The sequence below is a fragment of the uncultured Dokdonia sp. genome (assembly GCF_947492815.1).
Classification (GTDB): Bacteria; Bacteroidota; Bacteroidia; order Flavobacteriales; family Flavobacteriaceae; genus Dokdonia.
In genome coordinates this window covers 1-24,116 of sequence record NZ_CANLOB010000018.1, presented here as the reverse complement: position 1 = coordinate 24,116, position 24,116 = coordinate 1, and the positions used below count along the sequence as shown (strand labels likewise).

Annotated in this window: 22 protein-coding genes and 1 tRNA gene; 15 read left to right on the top strand and 8 right to left on the bottom strand. The window is 32.9% G+C overall.

Features of this window, described 5'->3' with window-relative positions; genetic code table 11:
- Positions 1-2: 2 nt before the first annotated feature.
- The 5 genes from Q1A01_RS15510 to tnpA all read left to right on the top strand — a co-directional run bounded on the left by Q1A01_RS15510 (position 3) and on the right by tnpA (position 6,868).
- Positions 3-1,379, top strand: a complete 1,377-nt coding sequence (locus Q1A01_RS15510; protein ID WP_299682843.1) for a RagB/SusD family nutrient uptake outer membrane protein — start codon at positions 3-5, stop codon at positions 1,377-1,379.
- A gap of 16 nt (positions 1,380-1,395) precedes the next feature.
- Positions 1,396-2,883 (top strand): glycoside hydrolase family 30 beta sandwich domain-containing protein, encoded by a 1,488-nt coding sequence (locus Q1A01_RS15505; protein ID WP_299682842.1) that lies wholly within the window; start codon positions 1,396-1,398, stop codon positions 2,881-2,883.
- Positions 2,884-2,898: 15 nt separating this feature from the next.
- A complete protein-coding gene (locus tag Q1A01_RS15500; RefSeq protein WP_299682841.1) occupies positions 2,899-4,683 on the top strand; it encodes a SusE domain-containing protein in 1,785 nt (594 codons plus the stop codon).
- 118 nt (positions 4,684-4,801) lie between these two features.
- Entirely contained in the window at positions 4,802-6,307 is a 1,506-nt protein-coding gene (locus Q1A01_RS15495; protein ID WP_299682835.1) for a glycoside hydrolase family 30 protein, read from the top strand.
- Between the two features lie 126 nt (positions 6,308-6,433).
- The gene (tnpA, locus tag Q1A01_RS15490; RefSeq protein ID WP_299682832.1) at positions 6,434-6,868 is read left to right on the top strand and encodes an IS200/IS605 family transposase; all 435 of its coding nucleotides are present in this window, start codon (positions 6,434-6,436) and stop codon (positions 6,866-6,868) included.
- A gap of 161 nt (positions 6,869-7,029) precedes the next feature.
- On the opposite strand, the gene Q1A01_RS15485 is transcribed toward tnpA, so the two are convergent.
- Positions 7,030-7,103 (bottom strand) — tRNA-Met (locus tag Q1A01_RS15485).
- A gap of 167 nt (positions 7,104-7,270) precedes the next feature.
- Between Q1A01_RS15485 and Q1A01_RS15480 the strand changes: the two genes are divergently transcribed.
- Entirely contained in the window at positions 7,271-7,663 is a 393-nt protein-coding gene (locus Q1A01_RS15480) for an START-like domain-containing protein (protein ID WP_299682830.1), read from the top strand.
- A gap of 55 nt (positions 7,664-7,718) precedes the next feature.
- The gene (locus Q1A01_RS15475) at positions 7,719-8,564 is read left to right on the top strand and encodes an aminotransferase class IV (protein ID WP_299682828.1); all 846 of its coding nucleotides are present in this window, start codon (positions 7,719-7,721) and stop codon (positions 8,562-8,564) included.
- Here the strand turns inward: Q1A01_RS15475 and Q1A01_RS15470 are convergent.
- Entirely contained in the window at positions 8,561-9,121 is a 561-nt protein-coding gene (locus tag Q1A01_RS15470; protein ID WP_299682826.1) for a YqgE/AlgH family protein, read from the bottom strand. The genes Q1A01_RS15475 and Q1A01_RS15470 overlap by 4 nt on opposite strands.
- Before the next feature lie 367 nt (positions 9,122-9,488).
- On the opposite strand from Q1A01_RS15470, the gene Q1A01_RS15465 reads away from it, so the two are divergent.
- Together Q1A01_RS15465 and Q1A01_RS15460 are read left to right on the top strand one after the other, a co-directional pair.
- Positions 9,489-10,289 carry a TIGR00266 family protein gene (locus tag Q1A01_RS15465; protein WP_299682943.1) on the top strand — a complete coding sequence of 267 codons (801 nt, stop codon included), beginning with the start codon at positions 9,489-9,491 and terminating at the stop codon, positions 10,287-10,289.
- 173 nt (positions 10,290-10,462) lie between these two features.
- A complete protein-coding gene (locus Q1A01_RS15460; protein WP_299682824.1) occupies positions 10,463-10,660 on the top strand; it encodes a hypothetical protein in 198 nt (65 codons plus the stop codon).
- Between the two features lie 52 nt (positions 10,661-10,712).
- On the opposite strand, the gene Q1A01_RS15455 is transcribed toward Q1A01_RS15460, so the two are convergent.
- Both Q1A01_RS15455 and Q1A01_RS15450 read right to left on the bottom strand, forming a co-directional pair.
- Entirely contained in the window at positions 10,713-11,654 is a 942-nt protein-coding gene (locus Q1A01_RS15455; protein WP_299682822.1) for a LysR substrate-binding domain-containing protein, read from the bottom strand.
- A 157-nt stretch (positions 11,655-11,811) separates the two neighbouring features.
- Positions 11,812-12,228 carry a DUF2141 domain-containing protein gene (locus Q1A01_RS15450; RefSeq protein ID WP_299682820.1) on the bottom strand — a complete coding sequence of 139 codons (417 nt, stop codon included), beginning with the start codon at positions 12,226-12,228 and terminating at the stop codon, positions 11,812-11,814.
- Positions 12,229-12,511: 283 nt separating this feature from the next.
- Between Q1A01_RS15450 and Q1A01_RS15445 the strand changes: the two genes are divergently transcribed.
- The 5 genes from Q1A01_RS15445 to Q1A01_RS15425 all read left to right on the top strand — a co-directional run bounded on the left by Q1A01_RS15445 (position 12,512) and on the right by Q1A01_RS15425 (position 18,938).
- Positions 12,512-13,903: a tetratricopeptide repeat protein gene (locus Q1A01_RS15445; protein WP_299682818.1), complete on the top strand. Its 1,392-nt coding sequence runs from the start codon at positions 12,512-12,514 to the stop codon at positions 13,901-13,903.
- Between the two features lie 77 nt (positions 13,904-13,980).
- Positions 13,981-14,955: a DUF368 domain-containing protein gene (locus Q1A01_RS15440; protein WP_299682817.1), complete on the top strand. Its 975-nt coding sequence runs from the start codon at positions 13,981-13,983 to the stop codon at positions 14,953-14,955.
- Positions 14,945-15,964: a DUF368 domain-containing protein gene (locus Q1A01_RS15435; protein ID WP_299682815.1), complete on the top strand. Its 1,020-nt coding sequence runs from the start codon at positions 14,945-14,947 to the stop codon at positions 15,962-15,964. The genes Q1A01_RS15440 and Q1A01_RS15435 overlap by 11 nt, the downstream gene beginning before the upstream one ends.
- Positions 15,957-16,709, top strand: coding sequence for a shikimate dehydrogenase (locus Q1A01_RS15430; protein ID WP_299682813.1), 753 nt, complete (start codon positions 15,957-15,959; stop codon positions 16,707-16,709). The genes Q1A01_RS15435 and Q1A01_RS15430 overlap by 8 nt, the downstream gene beginning before the upstream one ends.
- 111 nt (positions 16,710-16,820) lie before the next feature.
- On the top strand, positions 16,821-18,938 hold the full coding sequence (locus Q1A01_RS15425) for a DUF349 domain-containing protein (RefSeq protein WP_299682811.1): 2,118 nt from the start codon (positions 16,821-16,823) through the stop codon (positions 18,936-18,938).
- Positions 18,939-19,070: 132 nt separating this feature from the next.
- On the opposite strand, the gene Q1A01_RS15420 is transcribed toward Q1A01_RS15425, so the two are convergent.
- The 3 genes from Q1A01_RS15420 to Q1A01_RS15410 form a co-directional block, all read right to left on the bottom strand.
- Entirely contained in the window at positions 19,071-19,448 is a 378-nt protein-coding gene (locus Q1A01_RS15420; RefSeq protein WP_299682809.1) for a LysM peptidoglycan-binding domain-containing protein, read from the bottom strand.
- A gap of 189 nt (positions 19,449-19,637) precedes the next feature.
- Entirely contained in the window at positions 19,638-20,432 is a 795-nt protein-coding gene (locus tag Q1A01_RS15415; RefSeq protein ID WP_299682807.1) for a head GIN domain-containing protein, read from the bottom strand.
- 5 nt (positions 20,433-20,437) lie between these two features.
- Positions 20,438-21,535 carry an acyloxyacyl hydrolase gene (locus tag Q1A01_RS15410; protein ID WP_299682804.1) on the bottom strand — a complete coding sequence of 366 codons (1,098 nt, stop codon included), beginning with the start codon at positions 21,533-21,535 and terminating at the stop codon, positions 20,438-20,440.
- Positions 21,536-21,854: 319 nt separating this feature from the next.
- On the opposite strand from Q1A01_RS15410, the gene Q1A01_RS15405 reads away from it, so the two are divergent.
- A complete protein-coding gene (locus tag Q1A01_RS15405) occupies positions 21,855-23,276 on the top strand; it encodes a CotH kinase family protein (RefSeq protein ID WP_299682801.1) in 1,422 nt (473 codons plus the stop codon).
- A gap of 92 nt (positions 23,277-23,368) precedes the next feature.
- Here the strand turns inward: Q1A01_RS15405 and Q1A01_RS15400 are convergent, their stop codons facing one another.
- On the bottom strand, positions 23,369-23,815 hold the full coding sequence (locus Q1A01_RS15400) for a hypothetical protein (RefSeq protein WP_299682798.1): 447 nt from the start codon (positions 23,813-23,815) through the stop codon (positions 23,369-23,371).
- Positions 23,816-24,116: the final 301 nt, after the last annotated feature.

The following is a 24,116-nucleotide window of genomic DNA, read 5'->3' as shown; positions in this document are numbered from 1 at the left end:
TTATGAACATTAGATTTTTTATATTTTTAACTAGTACGTTTTTTGTCTTGGCTTGTTCAGAAGATAGTCTTAAGGTTCCTGTAAGAAATGATATAGCCACTGAGAATTTTTTTCTTACTGAAGAAGATGCTAATGCTGCAGTTATAGGAGCTTATGACGCTTTGCAACCAGATAGTTATTATGGTTTTGATTATTATGTTTTGGGGGATGTAAGAGCAGATAATAGCTTTGCAGGAGGAGATAATCCAAATAATTTTTCAATAGATAATTATACGTTACGCCCAACAAATGAGGTTACGACTCGGTTCTTTAGACAAGTTTATAGAGCAATAGGGCGTGCAAACGCTGCCATAGATGGAATTACCAGTATGGATGAGTCTGTTTTTCAAGAAGGAAGACAAAATGAACTCTTAGGAGAATCTTTATTTCTTAGAGCTCTTAATTATTTTAATCTTGTTCAGTTTTATGGCGGAGTTCCGATTGTGACAGAAGCTACAACTTCTTTAGAAGCAGATCAGATTTTTATTCCAAGAAATACAGAAACAGAGGTTTATGAACAAATAATAAATGATTTGAGGCAATCTATTGACTTTTTAGATAACCAAAACCTCGAGCAAGGAAGAGCAAACATTGGAGCAGCAGAAACACTTCTAGCAAAAGTTCAACTCTCATTAGGCAATTTCACGGAAGTGATAAACATAACGAATAACACAATGTCGAGAGGTTTTTCACTTGTTTCTGATTTTGACACTCTTTTTGACCAACAAAATAATGATAATAGTGAAGTTCTGTTTGCTATTCAATATGCTGGAGCTCAAGAAGGAAATGTTTTTCCTGAGCTTATATTACCTACTCCAGAGGCGTCATTTGATTTTATTAAGTTTAATACCCCCACACCTAACAGTGAAATGGCATTTGAAAATAATGATGTAAGAAAGGCTTCTTCCTTGGTTGAAAGAAATGGAATTTTATTTGTGTTTAAATGGAGAAATGGTAATGCATTTAATTCAGCAGATAATAGTATCGTATTGCGCTATGCAGATGTTCTTCTTATGAGAGCAGAGGCTCTTAATCAAATGCAAGATAACAATGGTGCTGTAAATTTATTGAATGAGGTTAGAAATAGAGCTGGTTTATCAAATTACAATGGAACTATGACTACTCAAGCTATAAACGAAGCAATACTAAATGAACGCAGAGTAGAATTTATGTTTGAAGGGCAACGCTTGTTTGATTTAAAAAGACAAGGTTTTGAAGCTACTAGACAAGCTATCATACAGTCTAAAAATATTGAAATTCAAGAATTTCAATTACTCTTACCTATCCCTCAAGGAGAATTAGACAGAAACCCTGAATTAACACAAAATCCAGGGTATTAATATAAAAAATAAAAAAATGAAAAAGAAACTTTTATTATTAGGCTTGTTATTATGTACAATTACATTTTATAATTGTAATGATGACCCAGAATCTTCAGACAGTTCAATAATGCCAGAAGAAACATCAAATGATTCTGAAGATCAAGATACATCTACATCTGGTGAAGTACGTGTAGTAATAACAACTCCTGATGAAAATTCTAAACTTAGGGAATTACCCAATCAATTACCATTTACAGATCAAAATACAGGAAGTATTACGATAACGGTAGATGAATTTGACACTGCTCAAACAATAGAAGGTTTTGGTGGTGCTTTAACAGGGAGTTCAGCTTTTTTACTCAATAATAATACAGAAGCTCTTAATGAACTGTTTAGTGAAAATGGAATTCGTTTAAGTTATACAAGACTTACCGTAGGAGCGTCAGATTTTAATAGAAATGGCAGTTATACTTATAATGAGATTACTAGTGATGAAGATTTAAATCTAGATCAATTTTCTATTGATGAGGATTTTACAAATAACAATCCTATTATCCCAGTGGCTCAAAATATTATTTCTATAAATAATGAAATGAAATTTAAAGCAGCTCCTTGGACTGCTCCTAGATGGATGAAAAACAATAATTCATTCAATGGAGGAAGTTTACAGTCACAATATTTTAGTGTTTATGCAGATTATTTAATAAAATATCTTGAAGCATATCAAAACAATGGCATTACAATAGATGCTATCTCTACTCAAAACGAACCTCTTTTTGAGAATAATTCTTACCCTACTATGAAAATGACTGCTCAAGAACAAATTGCATTTATTGGAAGTCATTTAGGCCCAGCTCTAGAGAATTCAAATGTAAATCCAATAATAATAGGTTATGATCATAATTTTAGAGAAAGTGAAGACCCTAATTTTCCAAATACGTTGTTAAGTGATCCGGTAGTGGCTTCTTTTACTAATTCAATAGCTTATCATGCTTATGCAGGTCAACCATCTGATATAGATGCATTAAGAGCTCAATTTCCTGACGTGAATATCTATTTTACAGAACAATCAGGAATTCAAAATGCAGGTACTACTTTTCAAGGCGAAATAGATTTCTTTATGAAAACAATATTTACTGGCACATTAAGAAGAGGTGCCAAAACAATATTACTTTGGAATCTCGCACTAGATGAGAACGGAGGCCCACGAAATGGAGGATGTCAAGTATGTCGTGGTATTTTAACGATAGATAGTAGTGGGAATTACGTAAAAAATGTTGACTACTATATACTAGGGCATTTTTCAAAATATGTTGATGCAGGCGCAGAAGTAATTAGTACAAACTCTTTACAAGGAGTTCTGGAAAATGTAGCTTTCAAAAACCCAGATGGATCTAAAGTACTAGTAGTATATAATTCTTCAAATGAAAACAATCCTCAAGATTTAAATGTCAACGTAGGAGATAGAAATTTTAAATACCTGATTCCTCGTGGAGCGCTGGTAACTTTTAAATGGAACTAATTAAAAATTGTAATTATGAAAACACAAATAAACAAATTAAGTTTACTTTTTATCTTTATTTCTTTACTTACACTTACTAGTTGCGAAGAAGAAAATAATATAGATGCTCTATCTACTTTTGAACTTTCAGAACCTTTATTATTATCGCCTCAGGCAGACTTTACTCTTAATCTTGAAAGCCAAAATAGTAATGATATCGTAAGATTTGAATGGGAATCTGCAAACTCAACAGGAGATTTCTTAATCACGTACACATTTTTCATCGATCTATTAAATGGTGATTTTAGTGAACCTATATTATCTCAAACTACGTCTAATAATGGAGCAGAGACCTTCTTTGAATTAACTCAAGGAGAATTAGATGTCATTTTATCCAATGCTGGTTTTGAATCCAATGAAGTGGTATCGGTAAAATGGGGTGTGAGAGCTCAATCTATAAATCAAATTACCGAGGTTACTTCTTTTGATATAAACATTCGACGTTTTGATGCTCAAGTCCCACCAAATAGTTTATTTATAGCAGGTGATGCCACAGAAACTGGAAATGACATAAGTAATGCGATACAGTTAAGAAGATTACCTAATGCAGATGGATCTCTAACAAATATTTTTCAATTATATACTTCATTACAAGGAGGCTCAACTTATAATTTTTATTCTTCACAAAACGAAGATATGGCTTTGACATATACAAGTAATGGAGAAAATATTGAAATAGGAGATGCAGGAATTAATGTCGTTCAAACTGGGGTTTATAGGATAACAGTAGACTTTAATTCAGAGACATTAAACTTATTTAATATAGATAGATGGAGTATTGTTGGTAATGTAATACCTGATGGCTGGAATGGCGATCAAGCATTAGAGTATCAAGGAAATGGTATATGGCAATCTACTATAGAATTAATAGATGCAGATCCAGGAGATGCAAATAAGAGATTCATTTTTAGAGCAAATGAAGACTGGGAACAAGTATTAAAAATTATTCCTGAGTCTACCAATGAACTAGCATTTGAAGCTACAGCAGGAGAATTTGGCTACACAAGTTTAGAAGATGTTCCCGTTTCTAATCTAGGCTTTAGGTTAATCACTTTAAGTTTGAATGGTAACGGTTTTTCATTCACTAACGAACTAGGAGAAGAAGAAGAAGAAGAAACACCACTTGAAACCCCAGATCAATTATATCTATCCGGAAGTGCAACAGAAACTGGTTCTGATGTATCTAATGCTCTATTAATGAATAGATTAATTAATGAAGACGGGAGTGAGTCAGAAATTTTTGAAATTTTCACTTCTCTTACAGGTGGAGAAAGCTATAACTTCTTTGAAGAAAATATAATTGGATCAACATCTTATACAGTAAACTCAGGTATTTTGGAACTAGGTAGTGATCCTATTACAGTTTCAGAAACTGGCATATATCGAGTTTCTGTAAATTTTGATAATGCTACACTTTCCCTTCTTGAAATAACAAACTGGAGTATTGTAGGAAATGTAATAGAAAATGGATGGGACGGTGATGAGCCATTAACATATCAAGGGAATGGTGTTTTTCAAGCTTCTATAGAATTAATAGATGCAGATCCAGGAGATACAAACAAGCGATTCATTTTTAGAGCAAATGAAGACTGGGCTTTAGTTTTTAAAGAAATTCCTGAAACTGATATGGAATTAGCCTTTGAGGGTACAGCAGAAATGTTTGGTTATACTCAATTAGATGATATTTCTGTTTCTAATTTAGGTATGCAACAAATTACTTTAACTTTAAATGGTTCTGGCTACAGTTATACTATCAACTAAATTAACGTCTAAAACATTTATTTAACCTAAGAAAGATTCACACAAAATCTCCCTATTCTATAAAATAGATTTTCAACTCTATCTATTAAGGATATAGGGAGATTTAAAATTTAATAGTATGTCAATTTATAAACTCAGCATATTCATAATTCTTATTGTATTTGCATCATGTACACAGACAGCATTAAAAAATGATTCGCTTTCGCGAAAAGGAAATAGCAACGTTTTGAAGAAAAACGACTCTTTGAATAATATAGGTCTAAACGGTGTTCAAGTATACACGACGGCAAATAACACAGAATTACGCCTTTCTAAGACCAATACACTTCATTTTTCTAGCACAGATCAAGCTCTAGAGTCAGAAGTGAGTATTTTTGTAAATCCCAATAAAACATTTCAAAGTTTATTAGGTATAGGGGGAGCAATTACAGATGCATCTTCAGAAGTATTTGCAAAATTAAGCAAAGAGCGTCAAAAAGAGTTTTTACAAGCATATTATAGTAAAGAAAATGGGATTGGATATTCTTTAGCAAGAACGACCATACATAGTTCTGACTTTGGAAGTGAAAGTTATACGTACGTCACAAATAATCAAAAAGATCTTTCTTCTTTTAGTATAGAACACGATAGAAAAAATAGACTTCCATTAATTAGAAAAATAATTGATGCTTCAGGAGGTGAGATACCTCTTTATGTGAGTCCTTGGAGTCCCCCTGCATTTATGAAAACTAATAATAATATGTTACAAGGAGGCAAACTTTTACCTGAATATGCAGCATCATGGGCACTTTACTTTGCAAAGTTTATAAAAGCTTACGAAGAAGAGGAAAACATTCCCATTTGGGGCCTTACAATACAAAATGAACCTATGGCTACTCAACGTTGGGAATCCTGTATCTATACTGCTGAAGAAGAAAGAGATTTCCTTAAAAATCATTTAGGTCCTACTTTAGAAAGGGAAGGTCTTGGAGATAAAAATATTGTCGTATGGGATCATAATAGAGACCTCATAACAAATAGGGCAAACACAATTTTCGATGACCCTGAGGCTTCAAAATATGCTTGGGGGATAGGTTTTCATTGGTACGAGGTTTGGTCAGGAGGAGAATACATGTACGAGAATCTTGCTAGAATAAATGAATCTTATCCTGATAAAAAGCTTCTTTTTACTGAAGGTTGTGTTGAAAGTTTTGATGAACAAAAATATCAATTTTGGCCTAATGCAGAACGCTACGGACAATCTATGATCAATGATTTTAACAATGGAACAGTAGGTTGGACTGACTGGAATATTTTATTAGATCACACAGGAGGGCCTAATCATGTTCAAAACTTTTGCTTTGCTCCTATTCATGCAAACACGAGAACTGGTGAACTTATCTATACTCCATCATATTATTATATAGGTCATTTTTCTAAATTCATAAGACCTAAAGCAAAAAGAGTTAGTACCTCTTCAAGTAGAAGTCATTTATTAAGCACTTCTTTCTTGAATGCAGATGGCAAAATGGTAACTGTTGTTATGAACCAAAGTAACCTAAAAATAGATTACAAACTTTACATAGGGAGTAATGCTGTAGAAGAAACTATTTTACCTCACGCAATACAAACACTAGTTTATTAACATTTTAAAGATCAACCAAGAAAAAAATATTATTATAAAGCTCTTTTTATTGGTTTCAAATTTAGATTTAGAACCCTGCAATTTATTGCAGCACTTTAGTGATGCGAAAAATTATATATTTACCTTATGGGTAATTATCAACGTAAATGTTCACATACTGTAAGTAGTTTAAGTTGTCATATTGTTTGGTCAACGAAATATTGTTATAAAGTTTTGAAAGGTGGTATTCAGTCATGTTGTCGAGAGTTATTAGTAGAAACTTGTAATGCTCAAGATGTAGAGATATTGAAAGGAGTTGTTAGTTCAGGTCATATTCATATGCATGTTGAATATGCTCCAAAACATAGCATAAGTTTTTTAGTAAAACAGCTAAAAGGCAGAACTTCTCGAAAAGTACAAATGGAGTTTTCATCCTTAGGAAAAACTTACTGGGGAAAACATTTTTGGGCTACTAGTTATGAAGCTTTGAGTACTGGAAATATAACAGACGAAATGGTGAATGAGTATTTGGAACATCATCGCAAAACTAATTCAGATACTTCAAATTTCATATTGAAATAAATTAGGGGCTTTAGTCCCTAGTCAAACAAACCTCTGCACTTTAGTGCAGAATAGTTTAGTTATCATTCTGATAATTTAGATTTCATAGTATTAAAATACAAAATCAAAAATAATCCATAAAAAAAGAGGATGCCTTTTTAGACAACCTCTTCATTTTTAAGTAGCGAGAACGAGAATTGAACTCGTGACCTCCGGGTTATGAATCCGACGCTCTAACCAACTGAGCTACCTCGCCATTATTTGCTTTTTGAAATAATAATTTATATACTATCCCGTAAGCGGGTGCAAATATAAAAACAATTCATCTTACTACAAACACAAATTTTAAAATAAAATCAAAACTATTTTTTTGTTCTCGCGATTTCTTTCAATATATTGGGCTATACTAACAACAACAAACCTATGAGCGATAAAATAAAATATGAAATGGAGTTTGTGATTCGAGCATCACCTAATCTATTGTACCAATATATGGCAACACCATCAGGGATGAGTGAGTGGTTTGCTGATAACGTAAATTCTAGAGGTGAATTATACACCTTTATATGGGATGGCTCTGAAGAACAAGCAAAGTTGATTACTAAAAAAAGTAATGAACGTATTCGATTCAGATGGCTAGAAGACGATGAAGATGGTGAAGATTACTATTTTGAACTTCGAATTCAAGTAGATGAGATTACAAAAGATGTTTCCTTGATTATTACTGATTATGCAGAAGAAGATGAAGTAGATGAAGGGAAGATGTTTTGGGATAATCAAATTTCAGAACTAAAACATGTCATAGGATCCGTTTAATTCCTGTGCTAAATAGTATATTTGTCCCGCCCTCAAAAGAGTGGCGGGATTTTTTATGATTAATGATAACGGTACCTTAGTACAAAGCGATAAAACAACCCTTAGTCCTATGAATAGAGGACTTCTATATGGGGATGGTGTTTTTGAAACTATTAAAGCAGTGAATGCTAAATTACTCTTCTGGGAAGATCATTACTTTAGGTTGATGGCCTCTATGCGCATACTTCGTATGGAAATACCAATGGAGTTTACACCCGAACTTTTAGAGGAACAATTAATAGAGACTTTAAAAGCAAATGACTTGTCTAATAAGACTGCTCGCATACGCATTACAGTATATCGTAATGAAGGTGGCGCTTATTTACCTGAAAATAGAGGCGTAGGCTATTATATACACGCAAAAGAAATCTCAGATCCCTTTTACATATTACCTGAGACTCCTTATGAAGTTGAACTTTATAAAGATCATTATGTAAATGCAGATATATTATCAACCTTAAAAACAACTAATAAGGTGCTTCATGTGACGGGAAGTATCTTTGCTGAAGATAATGGCTATGATAATTGCCTGTTGATTAATACTAAAAAGAATGTCGTAGAGGCATTACAAGGAAATATATTCTTAGTAAAAGGAACACATATTAAAACACCTCCATTAGAAGATGGTTGTTTACGTGGTATTATTCGTAAACAATTACTTGCAATTCTTCCATTGATGAAAGAATATACTTTTGAAGAAGCTTCTATATCCCCTTTTGAATTACAAAAAGCAGACGAACTCTTTATTACGAATGTTATAAAGGGTATTCAGCCTATTACAAAGTATCGAAAGAAAGTATATACTAATGAAGTAGCTAAAACGCTTTTACAAAAATTAAATGTAAAAGCAAGATTAAGTTAGTTGTAATGCGGGTGTTCTGGTGCATTAGACCAAATTAAATAATCACCACCTAGCTCTATAATTTTTTCTCTCCAAAGTTTTGGACAACATTTGGTCAGTATATCCTCTTTATAATTATTTTCAACAACAACCCAAGATTTTTCTTGTAGTTCTTGATTGAGTTGTTGTGCATCCCATCCAGAATATCCCAAGAAAAATTGAATTTCTTGCGATTTAATTTTGTTATCCTCTATAAGTTGAATAACCATATCAAAGTCGCCACCCCAAAAGATTCCAGAAGCTATCTCTGTACTTCCTGTGATCAGGTTAGGAATTGTATGTATAAAGTAAATATTATCTTGTTCTACAGGACCCCCATTAAAAATTGGTAGATCATTACGGGTGAGAAATGGAATAAAATCGTTGAGCTTTTGTTCAAGAGGTTTGTTCATTATAAACCCCACTGTACCTTGATCATTATGATCGGCAAGCAGAACAACAGATCTATTAAATGACACATCACCTATAATAGACGGCTCTGCGATTAATAAATACCCTTTATTTGGAGGTAGTTTCATGGCATTTTTTAATTACATAAATAAACCTAGTCAATTTTTTTACCATATCAAAATAAAGTGACTTATGTTTAACGCTATCTTTTTTATTTCAGGAGATTAAAAAATGTAAATCATCTTTAATAACTTATTATATATTGATCTTTTTGTTGTTAAATATTTGATTTTTAATTATTTATATTTTTTTGCTAATTATTTTCAATACTATTTTTTTTAATCGAAATTATTTTTATTTCAAGTATTTGTTAAACAAGTTATTACTAGAAAAACTATGCGATGTTAGATTTTTCTATTTAATTTATGAGTACGCTGTAACAAAAGGATGTCTTTATTTACTTATGAGGTACTATTTATTATTTATACAATTACAATGGAAGCACACGAAATAGATTACGAGATTATAGGAGAAGAAATGCAATATGTAGAAATAGAGCTAGATCCGCAGGAAGGTGTCATTGCAGAAGCAGGAAGCTTTATGATGATGGAAGAAGGTATTCGAATGGATACTATTTTTGGAGATGGATCTCAGAAAGATAACTCCGTCATGGGGAGAATTTTTGGAGCAGGAAAACGATTACTTACTGGTGAAAGCCTTTTTATGACTGCATTTTATAATGATGTATTAGGAAAGAAAAAAGTAAGTTTTGCATCTCCATACCCAGGTAAAATAATTCCGATAGACCTGGCGGCAATAGGAGGGAAGTTTATTTGTCAAAAAGATGCTTTCTTATGCGCAGCTAAAGGAGTATCTGTTGGGATAGAGTTTTCTAAAAAATTAGGTAGAGGTCTCTTTGGAGGAGAAGGCTTTATTATGCAAAAATTAGAAGGAGACGGAATAGCTTTTGTGCATGCAGGAGGTACTACGCTAAAGAAAGAACTTGTGCCAGGAGAAAAACTAAAAGTGGATACAGGATGTATTATTGGTTTTGATCATACAGTAGATTATGATATCGAATTTGTAGGGGGTATTAAGAATACTATTTTTGGAGGGGAAGGATTATTCTTTGCAACCTTATCAGGCCCTGGTACGGTCTATATTCAATCATTACCTTTTAGTAGACTTGCAAATAGAGTCCTTGCATTAGCACCCTCGGGAGGTGGTAAATCTAGAGGAGAAGGATCTATTTTAGGAGGATTAGGAGATTTGTTAGACGGCGATAATGGATTTTAGTAAACATCTGTAAACAAGTGTTTTATGTTTTAACACGATCAAAAATTGTTGTTAAAGTGTAAGGATTCGCTAAAAAAGTAGAACAAAAGGTGTATATTTAAGATATAATAAAAAACACCTGCCTATACTTAAAACTACTTTTATTAGATCTAACCTAAACCCTAATTTCGAATATGGCGAGAGCAATGTTTGAATACACAAAAACAATCCTTAACAAGGTAAGTTTTGATAGTGTATTATTTTGTAAAGAACTACAAAAAGCAGTGAAAAGATTACTTCCTTATGAAATTGAGGAACTTCGAATTTGGATTGACAGCCTTGTAAAGGAAAAGCCAAATCTTAATCAATGTCTAATTTATTTAAACCCATAAAAAAGAGCCTTGGAAACAAGGCTCTTTTTAGTGACACCTATATATGAAAGGGTTACTTATGATGAATAGGGCTAATAATTTGCACATTTTGAAATGCAATAGCGCCTTTTACAACACTAGCTATAGTGGTGCGTAATGCATCTATAATTTGCATTTTTAATTCACTTTTATGGTAAATAAGACTTACTTCTCTTGCAGGAGAAGGTTCTTTAAACTTTTTAAGAAATTCGATGTCCTTTCCTTTGTAATCCATAGTGTGTAAATATGGCAATAATGTCATTCCTAAGTCTTCATTAGCTAACTTTACAAGCGTTTCAAAACTTCCGCTTTCTAATGAAAAATGATCATCTTCTTGATTTCCTATTGTTTTACATAAATTAATAACACCATCCCTAAAACAATGCCCATCCTCCAGTAGCAACATATCCGTTAAATCTAGATCTGATACTTCTATATTTTTCTTTTGAAAAAGTCGGTGATTTTGGGTTACATAAGCAATAAATGGTTCGTAATAGAGAGGACGCTCTTTTATATTTTCATTTTGAAGTGGTGTAGCTGCAATAGCTGCATCCAAATGTCCTTCTTCTAATTTTTGTATAATCGTTTCCGTGTTTAACTCTTCTATTTTAAGTTTTACTTTTGGATACTTATTTATAAAATTACGCAAGAACATAGGTAATAGAGTAGGCATAATCGTAGGGATGATTCCTAATTTGAATTCACCTCCTATAAATCCTTTTTCTTGATCTACAATATCAGAAATGCGATTAGCCTCATTTACAATGTTTTTTGCTTGAATAACGATCTTATTACCTATTTCAGTCAACTCAATAGGTTTTTTTGTACGATCAAAGATTAAAATATCTAATTCTTCTTCTATCTTTTGTATTTGCATACTTAAAGTAGGCTGCGTGACAAATGTTTTTTCGGCTGCTTTTGTGAAGTTTTTATGTTCCGCAACAGCAAGGACATATTTTAATTGCGTAATAGTCATAAGATGGTCTCTGGTGTCTTTGTTCTTACAAAAATACGAAGCTATTAGCAAAAACTATACATAATAGAAAACAATTAGTTTTTCTTATATCAAATGTTTCCTCATAAAAAAGGCTTCATTATATAATGAAGCCTTCCGTAAAACATATTGTAGTCTATTACATGCTTATTTTAATAGTGATATCCTCTTCTTCTACGGTAAATTTTGCATCACCCCATGTAGGAGGTCCAAAGCTAGCTCCAACACCAGAGATTCCATAAGGTTCTTTTGGCATACCGCTTGGTTCAAAATCCATACGTCCATTTGAGTTTAGATCATGTAATGTGATAATACCATATGAACCTGGCTGCACATTTTCAAATACTAATGTAACCGATTTGTTTTCTGGAGTAGTTTCGGAAGCATCAAGAGGAGCAGCTTTCATAAAAGTAGCTTCATCATAAAGTGCAGCAGATACTTTTCCGTCATTATTTAATAGGTTTGGAATTTCGACAGTTACTGTAACGCCTTTATTTTCTTGTGCAAATGTTAAGGTTGAACATAAAATTGCGATTAAATAGATAAAAGTTTTCATAATAATGTGTTGTTTTTATAGTGTTAATTTTGATTGACAGGGTAAAAGTATGTATACGCTTTCGCGAAAGCGAACAAAACCTTCTGAACTGTCAAAAACTGAGATTGAACTGTAGAAGGAGTGATATTTCTGCCAAAATTGGATATCTGCTGCGGTTAGTTCATGCTTTTCTCCTTTCGGCTTAATTATTGAATGTTCATTATTATGTTGACAACTCTTAGTATGAATAATAGCATTGCTCTAAAACATTGTTAAATTTATACTAATACATAAACGAATGTGTATGAACTATAATCCTGAAGAAGAAGAAAATTTTTCCCTGACGCGTTTTGAGTCTATGTTGAAGACGAATAACGTCTCGTTTTTTGACTCTGAAGAGTTTGAGCGTATAACAAATTACTATATAGAAGAAGGTAAAATAGCATTGGCTAGAAAAGCAGTTAAGCTTGGTCTAGAACAACACCCTACTTCTATAAATCTTAGATTATACAAGGCAGAGATTTTTATTTTTGAAAATAAATTTGAAGAAGCAAATGTTATTTTAAACGAGCTCTATGAATTAGAGCCTAATAATGAAGAGATTTATATTCAAAAAGCAAATATATATAGTAAGCAAGATAAACATCAAGAAGCCATAGACTTATTAGAAATGGCAATAGATCTTACGGAAGATCCTTCTGATGTATATTCCCTAATAGGAATGGAATATCTATTTATAGACGATTTTCAGAATGCAAAGTATAACTTTATGAAATGTCTGGAGATAGATGATACTGATTATAGTGCCCTTTACAATATTATTTATTGTTTTGATTTTCTAGAGCAACGTGAAGAAGCGATAGAGTATCTAAATATGTTCTTAAATAAAAACCCATATTGCGAAGTAGCTTGGCATCAGGTTGGAAAACAATATTTTGACCTAAAACTCTATGAGAAAGCACTTTCTGCATTTGACTTTGCTGTAATAAGTGATGATCGTTTTATTGGTGCTTATTTAGAGAAGGGGAAAGTGTTAGAAAAGTTAGGAAGGTATAACGAAGCTCTTGAAAATTATCAAATCACGCTAGAACTTGATGACCCTACGTCTTTTGCGTTACTACGTATGGGAAAATGTTATGATCAGTTAGGAAATGATGAATTAGCCCTAAAACATTATAAACGTTGTGTTCATGAAGATCCACTATTAGATAATGGATGGATTGCTATTACAGATTATTATACCAAAAAGCTAGATTTTCAAAAAGCACTGTACTACATAAATAAAGCAATACATATTGATTCTGAAAATGTATTGTATTGGAAACGATATGCTAAGATTAATCATCGTTTAAAATTTTATGAAGAAGCAGAACATGGCTATAGACGTACATTAGAGCTTGGAAATTATGAGTTAGAGACATGGCTAACACATGCAGATATATTATTGTATCTCGAAGAAACAGACGCTGCAATTACGATTCTTTCACAAGCTTTAGAGTTTTATCCTGAAAATGTAGAGATCATGTTTCGTTTATCTGGCTTGAATTATACAAAGTATGATGATATTCAAGGACGTTTTTTCTTAAAGACCGCCTTAATGATTGATCCAGATTTTTCTATTATTTTGGAGGAGTTGTTTCCATATGCGTATTCTAAAAAAGAAGTAAAACAGCTTTTAGCCAAATATAATGTCTAGTACAAGGTTATTTTTGTTGTTTCTGTAGGTCTTCTTAGTCAAACCTATTATTTTAGCATATACTAAAGTATGTGCCTATGTCAAAATCTGTTTTTTCTTACTTTTTAATACTGCTTAAAGGAATGGCAATGGGAGCTGCCGATGTAGTTCCAGGAGTTTCCGGAGGAACAATTGCTTTTATATCAGGTATCTATCAGGAGCTTATAGAAACAATAGATCGATTAGACTTTGGTATTATTAAAGTATGGAAAAAGGAAGGGTTTAAAACAATGTTTGTGCAATACAACCTTGGATTCCTGATGAGTTTATTCCTAGGTGTTTTTATAAGTATCTTATCATTAGCTAATTTAATTTCGTATTTATTAGAAAACCATCCAGTGATTGTTTGGTCATTCTTTTTTGGTTTGGTGCTTGCCAGTATTATTTATATAGGAAAACAAATTAAAACATGGAGTCCTGTTATTGTTATTACTGCAATTATAGGCGTGGCTGTTGCTTATTATATTACCATAGCGACACCAACACAAGCTCCAGATGCGTTATATTTCTTTTTCTTATCAGGTTGTATCGCTATTATAGCAATGATTTTACCAGGCGTTTCCGGATCTTTTATTTTGGTATTATTGGGATCGTATGGTATTGTATTAGCTTCCTTAACAGATTTTATAGAAGGACTTTTGGCAGGTGATTGGGAAGTAGTTAAAACAAGCTTTTTTAAAGTATTACTTTTTATTATTGGATGTGTAGTGGGATTAAAGCTTTTTTCAAAAGCATTAAAATGGATGTTTGCTCATAAAAAAGAAATTACATTAGCAGTGCTTACAGGCTTTATGATAGGGTCATTGAATAAAATATGGCCTTGGAAAAATGTACTTTCTACTAGAATAGATAGGCATGGAGAGGAAGTTCCATTATTAGAAAAAAGTGTGTTACCTTCTTCTTTTGAAGGAGACCCCTTAGTAGTATATGCTATTATTTTTGCAATTATAGGATTTTTAGCAATATTCTTACTGGAACGATTAGCTGTACGAAAAAAAATAAATGCAAACTAAAACGCGAACGTTTACCGATAAAATTTGGCTGGTTCTTAAAGGACTTGCTATGGGAGCTGCCAATAAGGTTCCTGGTGTTTCAGGTGGCGTTGTTGCTTTTGTGGCAGGGTTTTATGAAGAGTTTATTACATCGCTTCAAAAGTTTAATGGTAAAGCATTACGATTACTTCTTAATGGCAGGTTTAAAAGCTTCTGGGCATATATTAATGGTAAATTTTTAGGACTTCTTATTCTAGGGATGCTCATTAGTTATTTTAGTGTCTCTTTACTTCTAGATCTTGCATTACAGTATTATCCTTTGTACGTATGGAGTGCTTTTTTTGGAATGATCATAGGCTCTATTTATTATATAGGTAAAGATTTTGAGAACTGGAATCGGCAAATGATATTGTTTACTATTCTTGGGGTTATTGTGGGTGTAAGTATTAGTCTCTTAGAACCTGCACAAGAAAATGATCACTTACTATTTGTATTCTTTTGTGGTATTATAGGTGTTTCAGGAATGACACTCCCAGGCTTATCAGGTTCTTTTATCTTAATTCTATTAGGGAATTATGTGTTGTTACTTGTAGACTCTGTAAACGCATTGTATACAACGCTTATAGATATCGTTACGCTAGATTTTAGTTTTTCTGATGATCCAGAGCAAATACGATTATTAAAAGTATTATTAGTATTTGCTGCGGGTTCCCTTACCGGATTAGTCACGTTATCCCATTTTTTAGGCTATTTACTTAAGAGGTTTAAAAACAATACAAATGCAGTTATTCTAGGATTTATTACAGGTTCTTTAGGAGTTGTCTGGCCATGGAAGGAAGCAAAATTTAAAGAAGTGGCAGGACTGGAAATATTGGATGCTAATGGGAATCGCATATTAGAAAACTACATTCGTATTTTTCCTACAGAAATAACATTAAAAAATATATTAGCAATTATCTTCATTGCACTTGGTATAGTGCTTGTAGTCGCTTTAGGAAAGTATGGAAATAAAACTAAAGTTCATGGCTAGATATGGTCTTATTGGTAAAAATATAGCGTACTCCTTTTCTAGACGTTATTTTAAAACAAAATTTGAAAAAGAACAGTTAGTAGGGGCGAGTTACGTTAATTTTGATAGCCAAACACTTGAGGAAGTTAAAGAATACCTCTGCAATGATGATATTAACGGTTATAACGTTACAATTCCTTATAAAGAGGAAATTATTCCATTGTTAGATCAGCTAGATACAGATGCACATCATATAGGGGCTGTAAATACTGTAAAACGAAATAATTTAGGACAACTAATAGGTTACAATACAGATTATATTGGTTTTAAACAATCTCTTTTAGAATATACAGAAGGTGTTTTTTTAGATACGTCTATTGCTAAAAAAGCACTCATATTGGGTACGGGAGGAGCATCAAAAGCTGTGGTATATGCACTAACCCAATTAGGAGTTCATTGCCAGTACGTATCTAGAAATAGATATGATAACACAATGTTATACAGTGATATATCGAAGACTATCTTAAGTAAACATTCAATTGTTGTTAACTGTACGCCTTTAGGCACTTCTCCAAATACAGATGCTTTTCCAGATATTCCATATGAATATTTAAATGAATCACATATACTTTATGATTTGATTTATAACCCTGTGAAAACACAATTTTTAACAAAAGGAGAAAAACAAGGAGCTACTATTATTTCTGGGTTACGTATGCTAGAACTACAAGCAGAAGCTGCTTGGGAAATCTGGCAAGAATCATAGTATTTTTTTGTTTTTTAACAGATATATCTATAATCCTTATAGGATATTATAATTATATGAGCGGTATTAGTATCTTTAGCTCTTTAAAGATGAACCTTAACATTGAAACAAATGTCAGAAGAAAAACAATCTCAAGAAAACGAAGAGACTATTAATAATGCTGAAGGAGTAGAGGAGACAACTCCTCAACCTGAAAAAGGTATTGAAGACGAAATTGAAGCATTAGCAGCAGAAGCAGAAGCAACTGAGTTACCTACAGAAGAAGCTGTAGAAGCAGCAATAGAGAAAGAAGAAGTCGCAGAAGAAACTGTAGCTAAAGAGGTTGTGGTTGAAGAAACTGTAATCGAAGAAACTGTAAATGAAGAAGTTGTAGTTGGAAAAACTGTAACCGAAGAAACTATGGTTGAAGAAACTGCAGTTGAAGAAACACAGGAGATTGTTCAGGAAGCTGTTCCAGCAAAAGAGATTGCAAGCGAACCCAAAGAAATCCCTAAGAAAGAGTATCCTTCTTTAACTAAAGAAGAGTTGTTAGAAGAGTTTAAAACACTACTAGCTAATGAGGAGGTGCAATTAATAAAAGATCATGTAGATGGTATTAAAAGCGCTATCGATGCTAAATTTAATGAAGAGCAGGAAACTGCAAAAGTTGCATTTTTAGAAGAAGGAGGTAATGTTATAGACTTTAGGCACTTTTCTCCGCTTAAAAAAGCTTTTAATGAAGCGTATTACGATTACCGTCATAAGCGTTCTAATTACTACCAAAACAAGCAGAAAGATCAAAAGGCAAATCTTGCTTATAGACAACAGCTTATTGAAGAAGTAAAGCAACTTAGAGAAGAATTAGGAGGTACTGAAAGTATACAGTCTACCTTTAATAAGTTCAAAGATATTCAAGAGCGTTGGCATAATGCAGGAAATATACCAAGAGATCGTTATAATCTAGTATGGAATAATTACTATCATCATATTGATAATTTTTATGAGTTATTGCATTTAAACAGAGAGTTTAGAGATAGGCACTTTCAGGATAACTTAACAAAGAAGTTGCAACTTATAGAACGTGCGGAAGAGTTAGCAGCTGAACCAAAAGTAAGTAAGGCGTTTAAGGAACTTCAGTTGTTGCATCGTATGTGGAAAGAAGAGATTGGTCCTGTAGCCAAAGAGTATAGCGATGAAATCTGGGACAAGTTTAGTGCTGCCACAAAGAAAATACACGATGCAAGAGATGCGCAACAAAAAGAGGTTGAAGCATCTTGGGGTAAAAACTTAGAGGTAAAACAAGGTATTATTGAAAAACTAGAAGCGATTAAGTCTCAAGATGTAACGTCGCATCAAGATGTGCAAACAAAGGTAAAGGAAGTGGAAGCCTTGAGAGAAGCTTTCTTTAAGTCTGGTCGTGTGCCTAATGATTCAAATGAAGAGGTATGGTCTACGTTTAAGTCTGTAGTGAGAGAGTTTAATCACAAGAAGAATACATTCTATAAATCTCAGAAAAAAGAACAATTTTCCAATTTAAATAAGAAGTTAGAGCTTATTAAAATAGCGGAAGATAATAAGGATAATGACGATTTTTCGACTACAATTGAGCTGATGAAGAAAATACAGACCGATTGGAAGAAGATAGGGCATGTACCAAGAAAAGATAGTGATAAGATCTGGAAGCAGTTTAAAAATGCTTGTAATCACTTCTTCGATCGTTTGCATGACTCTAAGAAAAAAGCCAATGCTGGAGAAGAAGAGGCGTATGTTAAAAAAGAAGCCTTGTTGGAAACGGTAAAAGGATTAAAGTTAGAAGGGAATCATCAAGAAAATTTAGCACTTATTAAAGAGCATATTTCGAATTGGAAAACCATTGGAAGAGTGCCTTATGGGAAACGAAAAATTGATGAGCTTTTTAATAAAGAATTAGATAATCTTTTTGGTCAATTGGATATTGATAAAAAAGAATCAGAGATGATTCGATATGAAAATCGAATGCAATCTATGGTGGGGGATAATGATACAAGAGCATTAGAAAAGGAACGCTTTTTTATCACCAAAAAAGTGCAAGAAATTAAAGCTGAAATTAATCAGTTAGAAAATAATTTAGGATTTTTTCAGCATGTTGCAGATGATAATCCGTTAGTAAAAGAAGTACATAAAAACATCAATAAACAAAAAGATTCATTAGCTGTTTGGGTAGCAAAACTTAAAAAAGTAAAGCAAATGATTGCCGAAGCTGATAGTTAAACTATTTGTTGTCTTAATAACGCTTAAGTTTCTGGAAATAAATATAATATTATTTATTTTTAGATAAGGCTAAAAAATAAAAAACCTCCAATTTGGAGGTTTTTTATTTTAAAATGCTATATAATTCCTAGCCTATAGATGTGGAATAATTAATTCCTGATCTGGATGAATTACATCTGGGTTTTTAAGAATGTCTGTGTTTGCTTCAAAGATTTTAGTATACTTCATAGCATCTCCATAATAGTGTTTTGCTATCTTTCCTAAAGTGTCTCCGCTAGCTACTGTATGACGTGCATAAACTGCAGTATCTTCTACTTTAATATCTGCTACTATATCACCAGGGTTTTCTCCTCCAGCTTCTTTGATAGCATCCCAAATTTGATTCTTATGATATTGATTTGCTGCTGTACCATTAATATGTAAAACACCATTTTCCTCTTTTACGTCACCATCCTTTACGCCTAACTTTTCTCCTAAGTCTAGAACTCCTTGATATTTTGCTTTCACCATGATTGTTTGAATTTTTAAATGTTAATACTCGTAAATATACAAATACCCATTATAAGTTAATAATATTAGAGGGGAGGAATTACAAGTTTTATCGATGAAATGTAATTTTAGGACGCTGTAAGGCGGTTTTTTATAAAAGATTGAAAAGAAGTAACGCTATTTAGTTAAAAAATAGTTGGTGAAGTGGTGCTATTCAAACCGTAATCTACCTGTAAATAACTCGTCTACATCTACAATTGGAGGTTGATTTCTCGCGATGACATCACCAGTAGCTCTTATTTCTCCAGTAATGCTTAGTTGCGGGTTTACAATCATAGGAGCTGCTCCTACATGCCTTACAACAATATCTTGTGCGATCAGATCTTCTCCATATAGTTTAGGGAATTCGTCAGAAAAATTGATATTCAAATCTTCTGTAGTTCCTGAAATATGGAAATCACTCATCCCATTTGCAACAATACTAATTCTTTCAGATTCAAAATCTAAGAAGAAATCTCCTGTTTTGTTTGGGCTATCTAATCCCGGAGTCGTGACACTTTCTAAGCGTACTATAGGAAAAGTAAGCGTTCCATTACTACGTATTTCATAGGTAGCACTATTTTTTATCAACGTTAAATTGGGTACTGTAATACGTACAAGTGTGCGTCCAAAATCTCTAAAAATGGGACATCCATTTTTATTTTGCATAATAAAGGTCTCGTCTTCTACTTTAAAAACAAGATCATTAAATAAGTTTTCTCTAGTTTCAATAATAATACTTTGCGTCTCTCCTTGTGTAATTTCAAGACGCATATCATTTTCTGTACGTACTTTATCAAAAAATGGTAATTCCAAGGTACGCGTTATAGCATCTCCATCAGTTTGGAGGCAGTCTGTTGCATCTTCAGAGTCACAACTATATAGAAGTGATATTATTAGAAATGAAAATATCATTATACGCTTTCGCGAAAGCGTACCAAGCATCCATTCTAGTGTATGTGTCATGTGTTTCATAATCGATATCCTATTCCAAATTCAACAGCTTCTGCCTTAGCACCATGGGCTTTTACAGTGACTGCTCCAAAAAAACGATCTCCAAAATAACGTTTCAAACCAATTCTTTCGTAAATACGGCCCTCAAAATCATACGGGTAGTACACGTAATACCCTAATTGACTAACGAAGGCAACGCGTCCAAAACGGAGTTCGTGACCTATGAAAACACCTACACGTTTCCAGTCTTCGTCACCTTGCGTTCCAAATTGAGGAAAGGCAATAGCTTCAAATTCAATTTGCTCTTTTAAGAAGCGAGCAAAAAATACATCAACACCAGCTTGTAAAGTACTTTTATAAGAAATACGCTTATCTACAAAAGCAGAAGCAACAAAAAATGGATGCTGACCAAGACCTAGTCTATCGCTTTCATTGGCGCCGCCTCGTAATGCAAAATTATATCTTAGTGGTTCAGTATACTTTTTATTTTCTAAAGTGATATATGAAGGTATTTCTTGATCTTTTGGAACGTATGTCAATCCTATATTTGCTGCAATTGTATTGAGGCTAGAGTTTGGTGCACGTACATTTCCATTTGAGTAATGAGTAAGCGTTAGTCCTCCTTGTATGTGTATTTGCTTCGTAAGTTGTTGTTTGTAATTAAGTAGGAGATACGTGGCACTTAGTAAATGAGAGCCAAATGCATTATTCTTTTTATTGGTATCAATATCAAAAGGATTGGTATTATAAGCAATCCCTTGTCCTATTCGAAATTGTAACTTTCTATTTAAGAAATAAAAGGAGTAATGCCCAAAAAGACTATAGTTCTTGCCTACAAATTCATTTCCAAAATCTTGATAGAGAAATGAAAATCCCCAATCTGGATAATTATACCTACGTTCCCATTCGTTGAGGCCATAAGTTTTACGATTGTAGCTAAGGATAAGTCCTTTAGGGTGTTCTGTAATTAAATGTGCTATATCTTTACTATGCTCAGCGATATTGCCATAAAAGTACTGTACATCTATATCAAAAGGCTTTTTGACAGATTCTTGAGATTGTATAAAAAAACTGTTGCCTACTATAATTAATAGGGGAAGTACTCTTTTGAGCATAAAAAGGGTTTATAAAAGCGAAAATATAAAAATAGAAAGGTTTTTTAAGGGTTATGCTTAAAATATGAAATAACCTATTATGTTTTATTGGCATCGCCAAAGGGTTTTATACTCTGGTAGTTTATTAGACATCTTCAAGTTAACCCTACCAAATGAGGAAATAAATAAAATATCCACTTTATGCTATAAGATGTATAGTAAAGAATAAGGTATGTGCAATAAGTTTGTTGCTATAAAACAATATCCTATCTTGTATGTCTAACTAATTTTATTTGTTTGTATGCCGGATACGGTAAAAAAATGTAACTCTCATTGTTGTATGTTGTACTACCTCGTACTGTTTTTCGGGTTATTTTTTATAAGAATAAGCAATGCACAAACTGAAATACCTAGTATTGCGATAGATGATTCATTATCGATAGCAGTGGTGCATGCGAATGTACTTGAAGATTTGCAAGGAAGTGTGGATATTATTTATAAGAACAGCCCCTATATGATTGAATTATCTAAGGGAGAAACCAGTACATCAGATACATATCGCCTTATTGATTCGATAGGGAAGTCTTATGTGTTGTATGTTGTCAAACATCCCTTGTTTCAGTTTTATATTGATAAACCTATTATTAATGAACCAAAACGTATGGCAACGCTTACCTATACGGATAAGGATACCATTCTACAAACCTATGCAGGTATAGAGTTACGCGGTAGTAGTTCGTTGATATTTCCTAAAAAGACCTATGATATCAATTTACACACATCGGCAGATGGAACGTCTAATCAGGATCTCCAAATAGATACCATGCGTAATGACGATGATTGGATTTTGGATGCGATTCACAATGAGCCTTTGCGTATGCGATCACATCTGTCTTATCAATTATGGAAAGAAATACATACGCCGTATTACCTTAAAAGAGAACCTACAGTAGAAGCAGGTGTCGCCACACGTTACTGTGAAGTGTTTATTAACGATCGGTATAAAGGTGTGTATTTGGTAAGCGAACAAGTAGATCGTAAATTATTGCAGCTTAAAAAACGAAAAGGAGATACAACGCGTGGAGAGCTTTTTCAAGGGGCTCGTTATTTAGGAGCATCGTCTTTTGAGACTCTTCCTCAAAAAAAGAATTACCTGCTATCTTGGGGAGGTTATGATATTAAATATCCTGTACCTACCAATACGCCTTGGGATAACCTATATGATTTTACGGACTTTGTACTTCATAGTGATGATACCGCTTTCGCGAAAGAAATCTCTGAGCGCTTCCAAATAGAAAATGTAATTGACTATTTCTTATTTATCAATGCATTACGCGCACCTGATAATATGGGGAAGAATATATATGTAGCTAGATATAAGGAAGACGAACCATACTTCTATGTTCCCTGGGATCTCGACGGAACCTTTGGTACTATCTTTAATGGAAAACGGATCCCTACTACAGATGATTTCTTAACGAATGGCCTATTAAGACGTTTAATCGAAGTCAATCCAGATAACTTTATACAACGCTTTCAAAACCGCTGGATAGCCCTTAGAAAAGATGTTTTTAAAACCACTGCATTGCAACAACGACAGACGGATGTTTACACTTCTCTTAAAAATAACTTGCTTTACGAACGCGAACAACAACGTTGGCCTGAAGTCATTTATGATCAGGAAGGGTTGGAGTATATGCATGCTTGGACTGAAAAACGGTTACTATTTTTGGATGAGTTTATTGGTAGGATGGGAGAGTAGGATTCTTGCTACTGCCTAGTTGCTATGTGTTTATGTTTAAATAGATGCATAATGAATAAGCTTGTCTTCGTTTAATAGAGTCTATAACGTTTCTAAAATAGTATCTCTAATTCGTTAGTTGCTTTTTTACTCCTAAATTTTAAAAGATATTTTTTATTCTTTTCTAGAAGGTAGCTGATCGCTTTTATTTTTAAAAGGACCTTATCTCCTTTATCTATAATTTCACCTTGTACGTTGTAAATATATGGGTGGTTAATAGAAATTTTATGTGTAGTTTTCACCCTTTTAATAGGGTTTATGAGCATAGACTCTACCTCATTTATTTCTGTTTCGTTGTCATAAAAATTTAAAAGTCCTCGTTCAATCCAATATGTAGAGTTTTCAAATTCAAAATCAAATTCTTGTGAATCTGTATAATGAATTATATGAATAGAAAAGAGATTCTTTTCTGAGACATTTTTAAGTTTTAGTTTTAAATAATCATAGTTGCTCATTGGGTTGTAAATGTCATAAAACGTATTTGTGTAAGGTGATTCCAATGGTTTAGAAATCTAATTTAGGAAATATAAACTGAAGAGAACATCAGATATGGTTTTTATAAGTAGGAAGACAAGACTTAGTTATACTACTGTCATTTCGAGCGCAGTCGAGAACTTGCGTAGTGCTTTTGTGCCAAAGAATGGATTTTAATTACACGAATAGATATAAAACAAAAAAGCTTTTCAGGAATGAGAAGCTCTTGTTGTTTTAGATGGAAGATGAGGGATCATTCCTAAAAGTTGTGTGTGAATTAAAATAGAAGTTGGATTTTTGTAAAAAAAAATGGAACTGTCCTTAGAC

What these genes read in the sequence shown, in the direction of transcription:
- Q1A01_RS15510 (WP_299682843.1), top strand. Translation starts at nt 3, where the DNA reads ATGAACATTAGATTTTTTATATTTTTAACTAGTACGTTTTTTGTCTTG.
- Q1A01_RS15505 (WP_299682842.1), top strand. Translation starts at nt 1,396, where the DNA reads ATGAAAAAGAAACTTTTATTATTAGGCTTGTTATTATGTACAATTACA.
- Q1A01_RS15500 (WP_299682841.1), top strand. Translation starts at nt 2,899, where the DNA reads ATGAAAACACAAATAAACAAATTAAGTTTACTTTTTATCTTTATTTCT.
- Q1A01_RS15495 (WP_299682835.1), top strand. Translation starts at nt 4,802, where the DNA reads ATGTCAATTTATAAACTCAGCATATTCATAATTCTTATTGTATTTGCA.
- tnpA (WP_299682832.1), top strand. Translation starts at nt 6,434, where the DNA reads ATGGGTAATTATCAACGTAAATGTTCACATACTGTAAGTAGTTTAAGT.
- Q1A01_RS15480 (WP_299682830.1), top strand. Translation starts at nt 7,271, where the DNA reads ATGAGCGATAAAATAAAATATGAAATGGAGTTTGTGATTCGAGCATCA.
- Q1A01_RS15475 (WP_299682828.1), top strand. Translation starts at nt 7,719, where the DNA reads ATGATTAATGATAACGGTACCTTAGTACAAAGCGATAAAACAACCCTT.
- Q1A01_RS15470 (WP_299682826.1), bottom strand. Translation starts at nt 9,121, where the DNA reads ATGAAACTACCTCCAAATAAAGGGTATTTATTAATCGCAGAGCCGTCT.
- Q1A01_RS15465 (WP_299682943.1), top strand. Translation starts at nt 9,489, where the DNA reads ATGGAAGCACACGAAATAGATTACGAGATTATAGGAGAAGAAATGCAA.
- Q1A01_RS15460 (WP_299682824.1), top strand. Translation starts at nt 10,463, where the DNA reads ATGGCGAGAGCAATGTTTGAATACACAAAAACAATCCTTAACAAGGTA.
- Q1A01_RS15455 (WP_299682822.1), bottom strand. Translation starts at nt 11,654, where the DNA reads ATGACTATTACGCAATTAAAATATGTCCTTGCTGTTGCGGAACATAAA.
- Q1A01_RS15450 (WP_299682820.1), bottom strand. Translation starts at nt 12,228, where the DNA reads ATGAAAACTTTTATCTATTTAATCGCAATTTTATGTTCAACCTTAACA.
- Q1A01_RS15445 (WP_299682818.1), top strand. Translation starts at nt 12,512, where the DNA reads ATGAACTATAATCCTGAAGAAGAAGAAAATTTTTCCCTGACGCGTTTT.
- Q1A01_RS15440 (WP_299682817.1), top strand. Translation starts at nt 13,981, where the DNA reads ATGTCAAAATCTGTTTTTTCTTACTTTTTAATACTGCTTAAAGGAATG.
- Q1A01_RS15435 (WP_299682815.1), top strand. Translation starts at nt 14,945, where the DNA reads ATGCAAACTAAAACGCGAACGTTTACCGATAAAATTTGGCTGGTTCTT.
- Q1A01_RS15430 (WP_299682813.1), top strand. Translation starts at nt 15,957, where the DNA reads ATGGCTAGATATGGTCTTATTGGTAAAAATATAGCGTACTCCTTTTCT.
- Q1A01_RS15425 (WP_299682811.1), top strand. Translation starts at nt 16,821, where the DNA reads ATGTCAGAAGAAAAACAATCTCAAGAAAACGAAGAGACTATTAATAAT.
- Q1A01_RS15420 (WP_299682809.1), bottom strand. Translation starts at nt 19,448, where the DNA reads ATGGTGAAAGCAAAATATCAAGGAGTTCTAGACTTAGGAGAAAAGTTA.
- Q1A01_RS15415 (WP_299682807.1), bottom strand. Translation starts at nt 20,432, where the DNA reads ATGACACATACACTAGAATGGATGCTTGGTACGCTTTCGCGAAAGCGT.
- Q1A01_RS15410 (WP_299682804.1), bottom strand. Translation starts at nt 21,535, where the DNA reads ATGCTCAAAAGAGTACTTCCCCTATTAATTATAGTAGGCAACAGTTTT.
- Q1A01_RS15405 (WP_299682801.1), top strand. Translation starts at nt 21,855, where the DNA reads ATGTTGTACTACCTCGTACTGTTTTTCGGGTTATTTTTTATAAGAATA.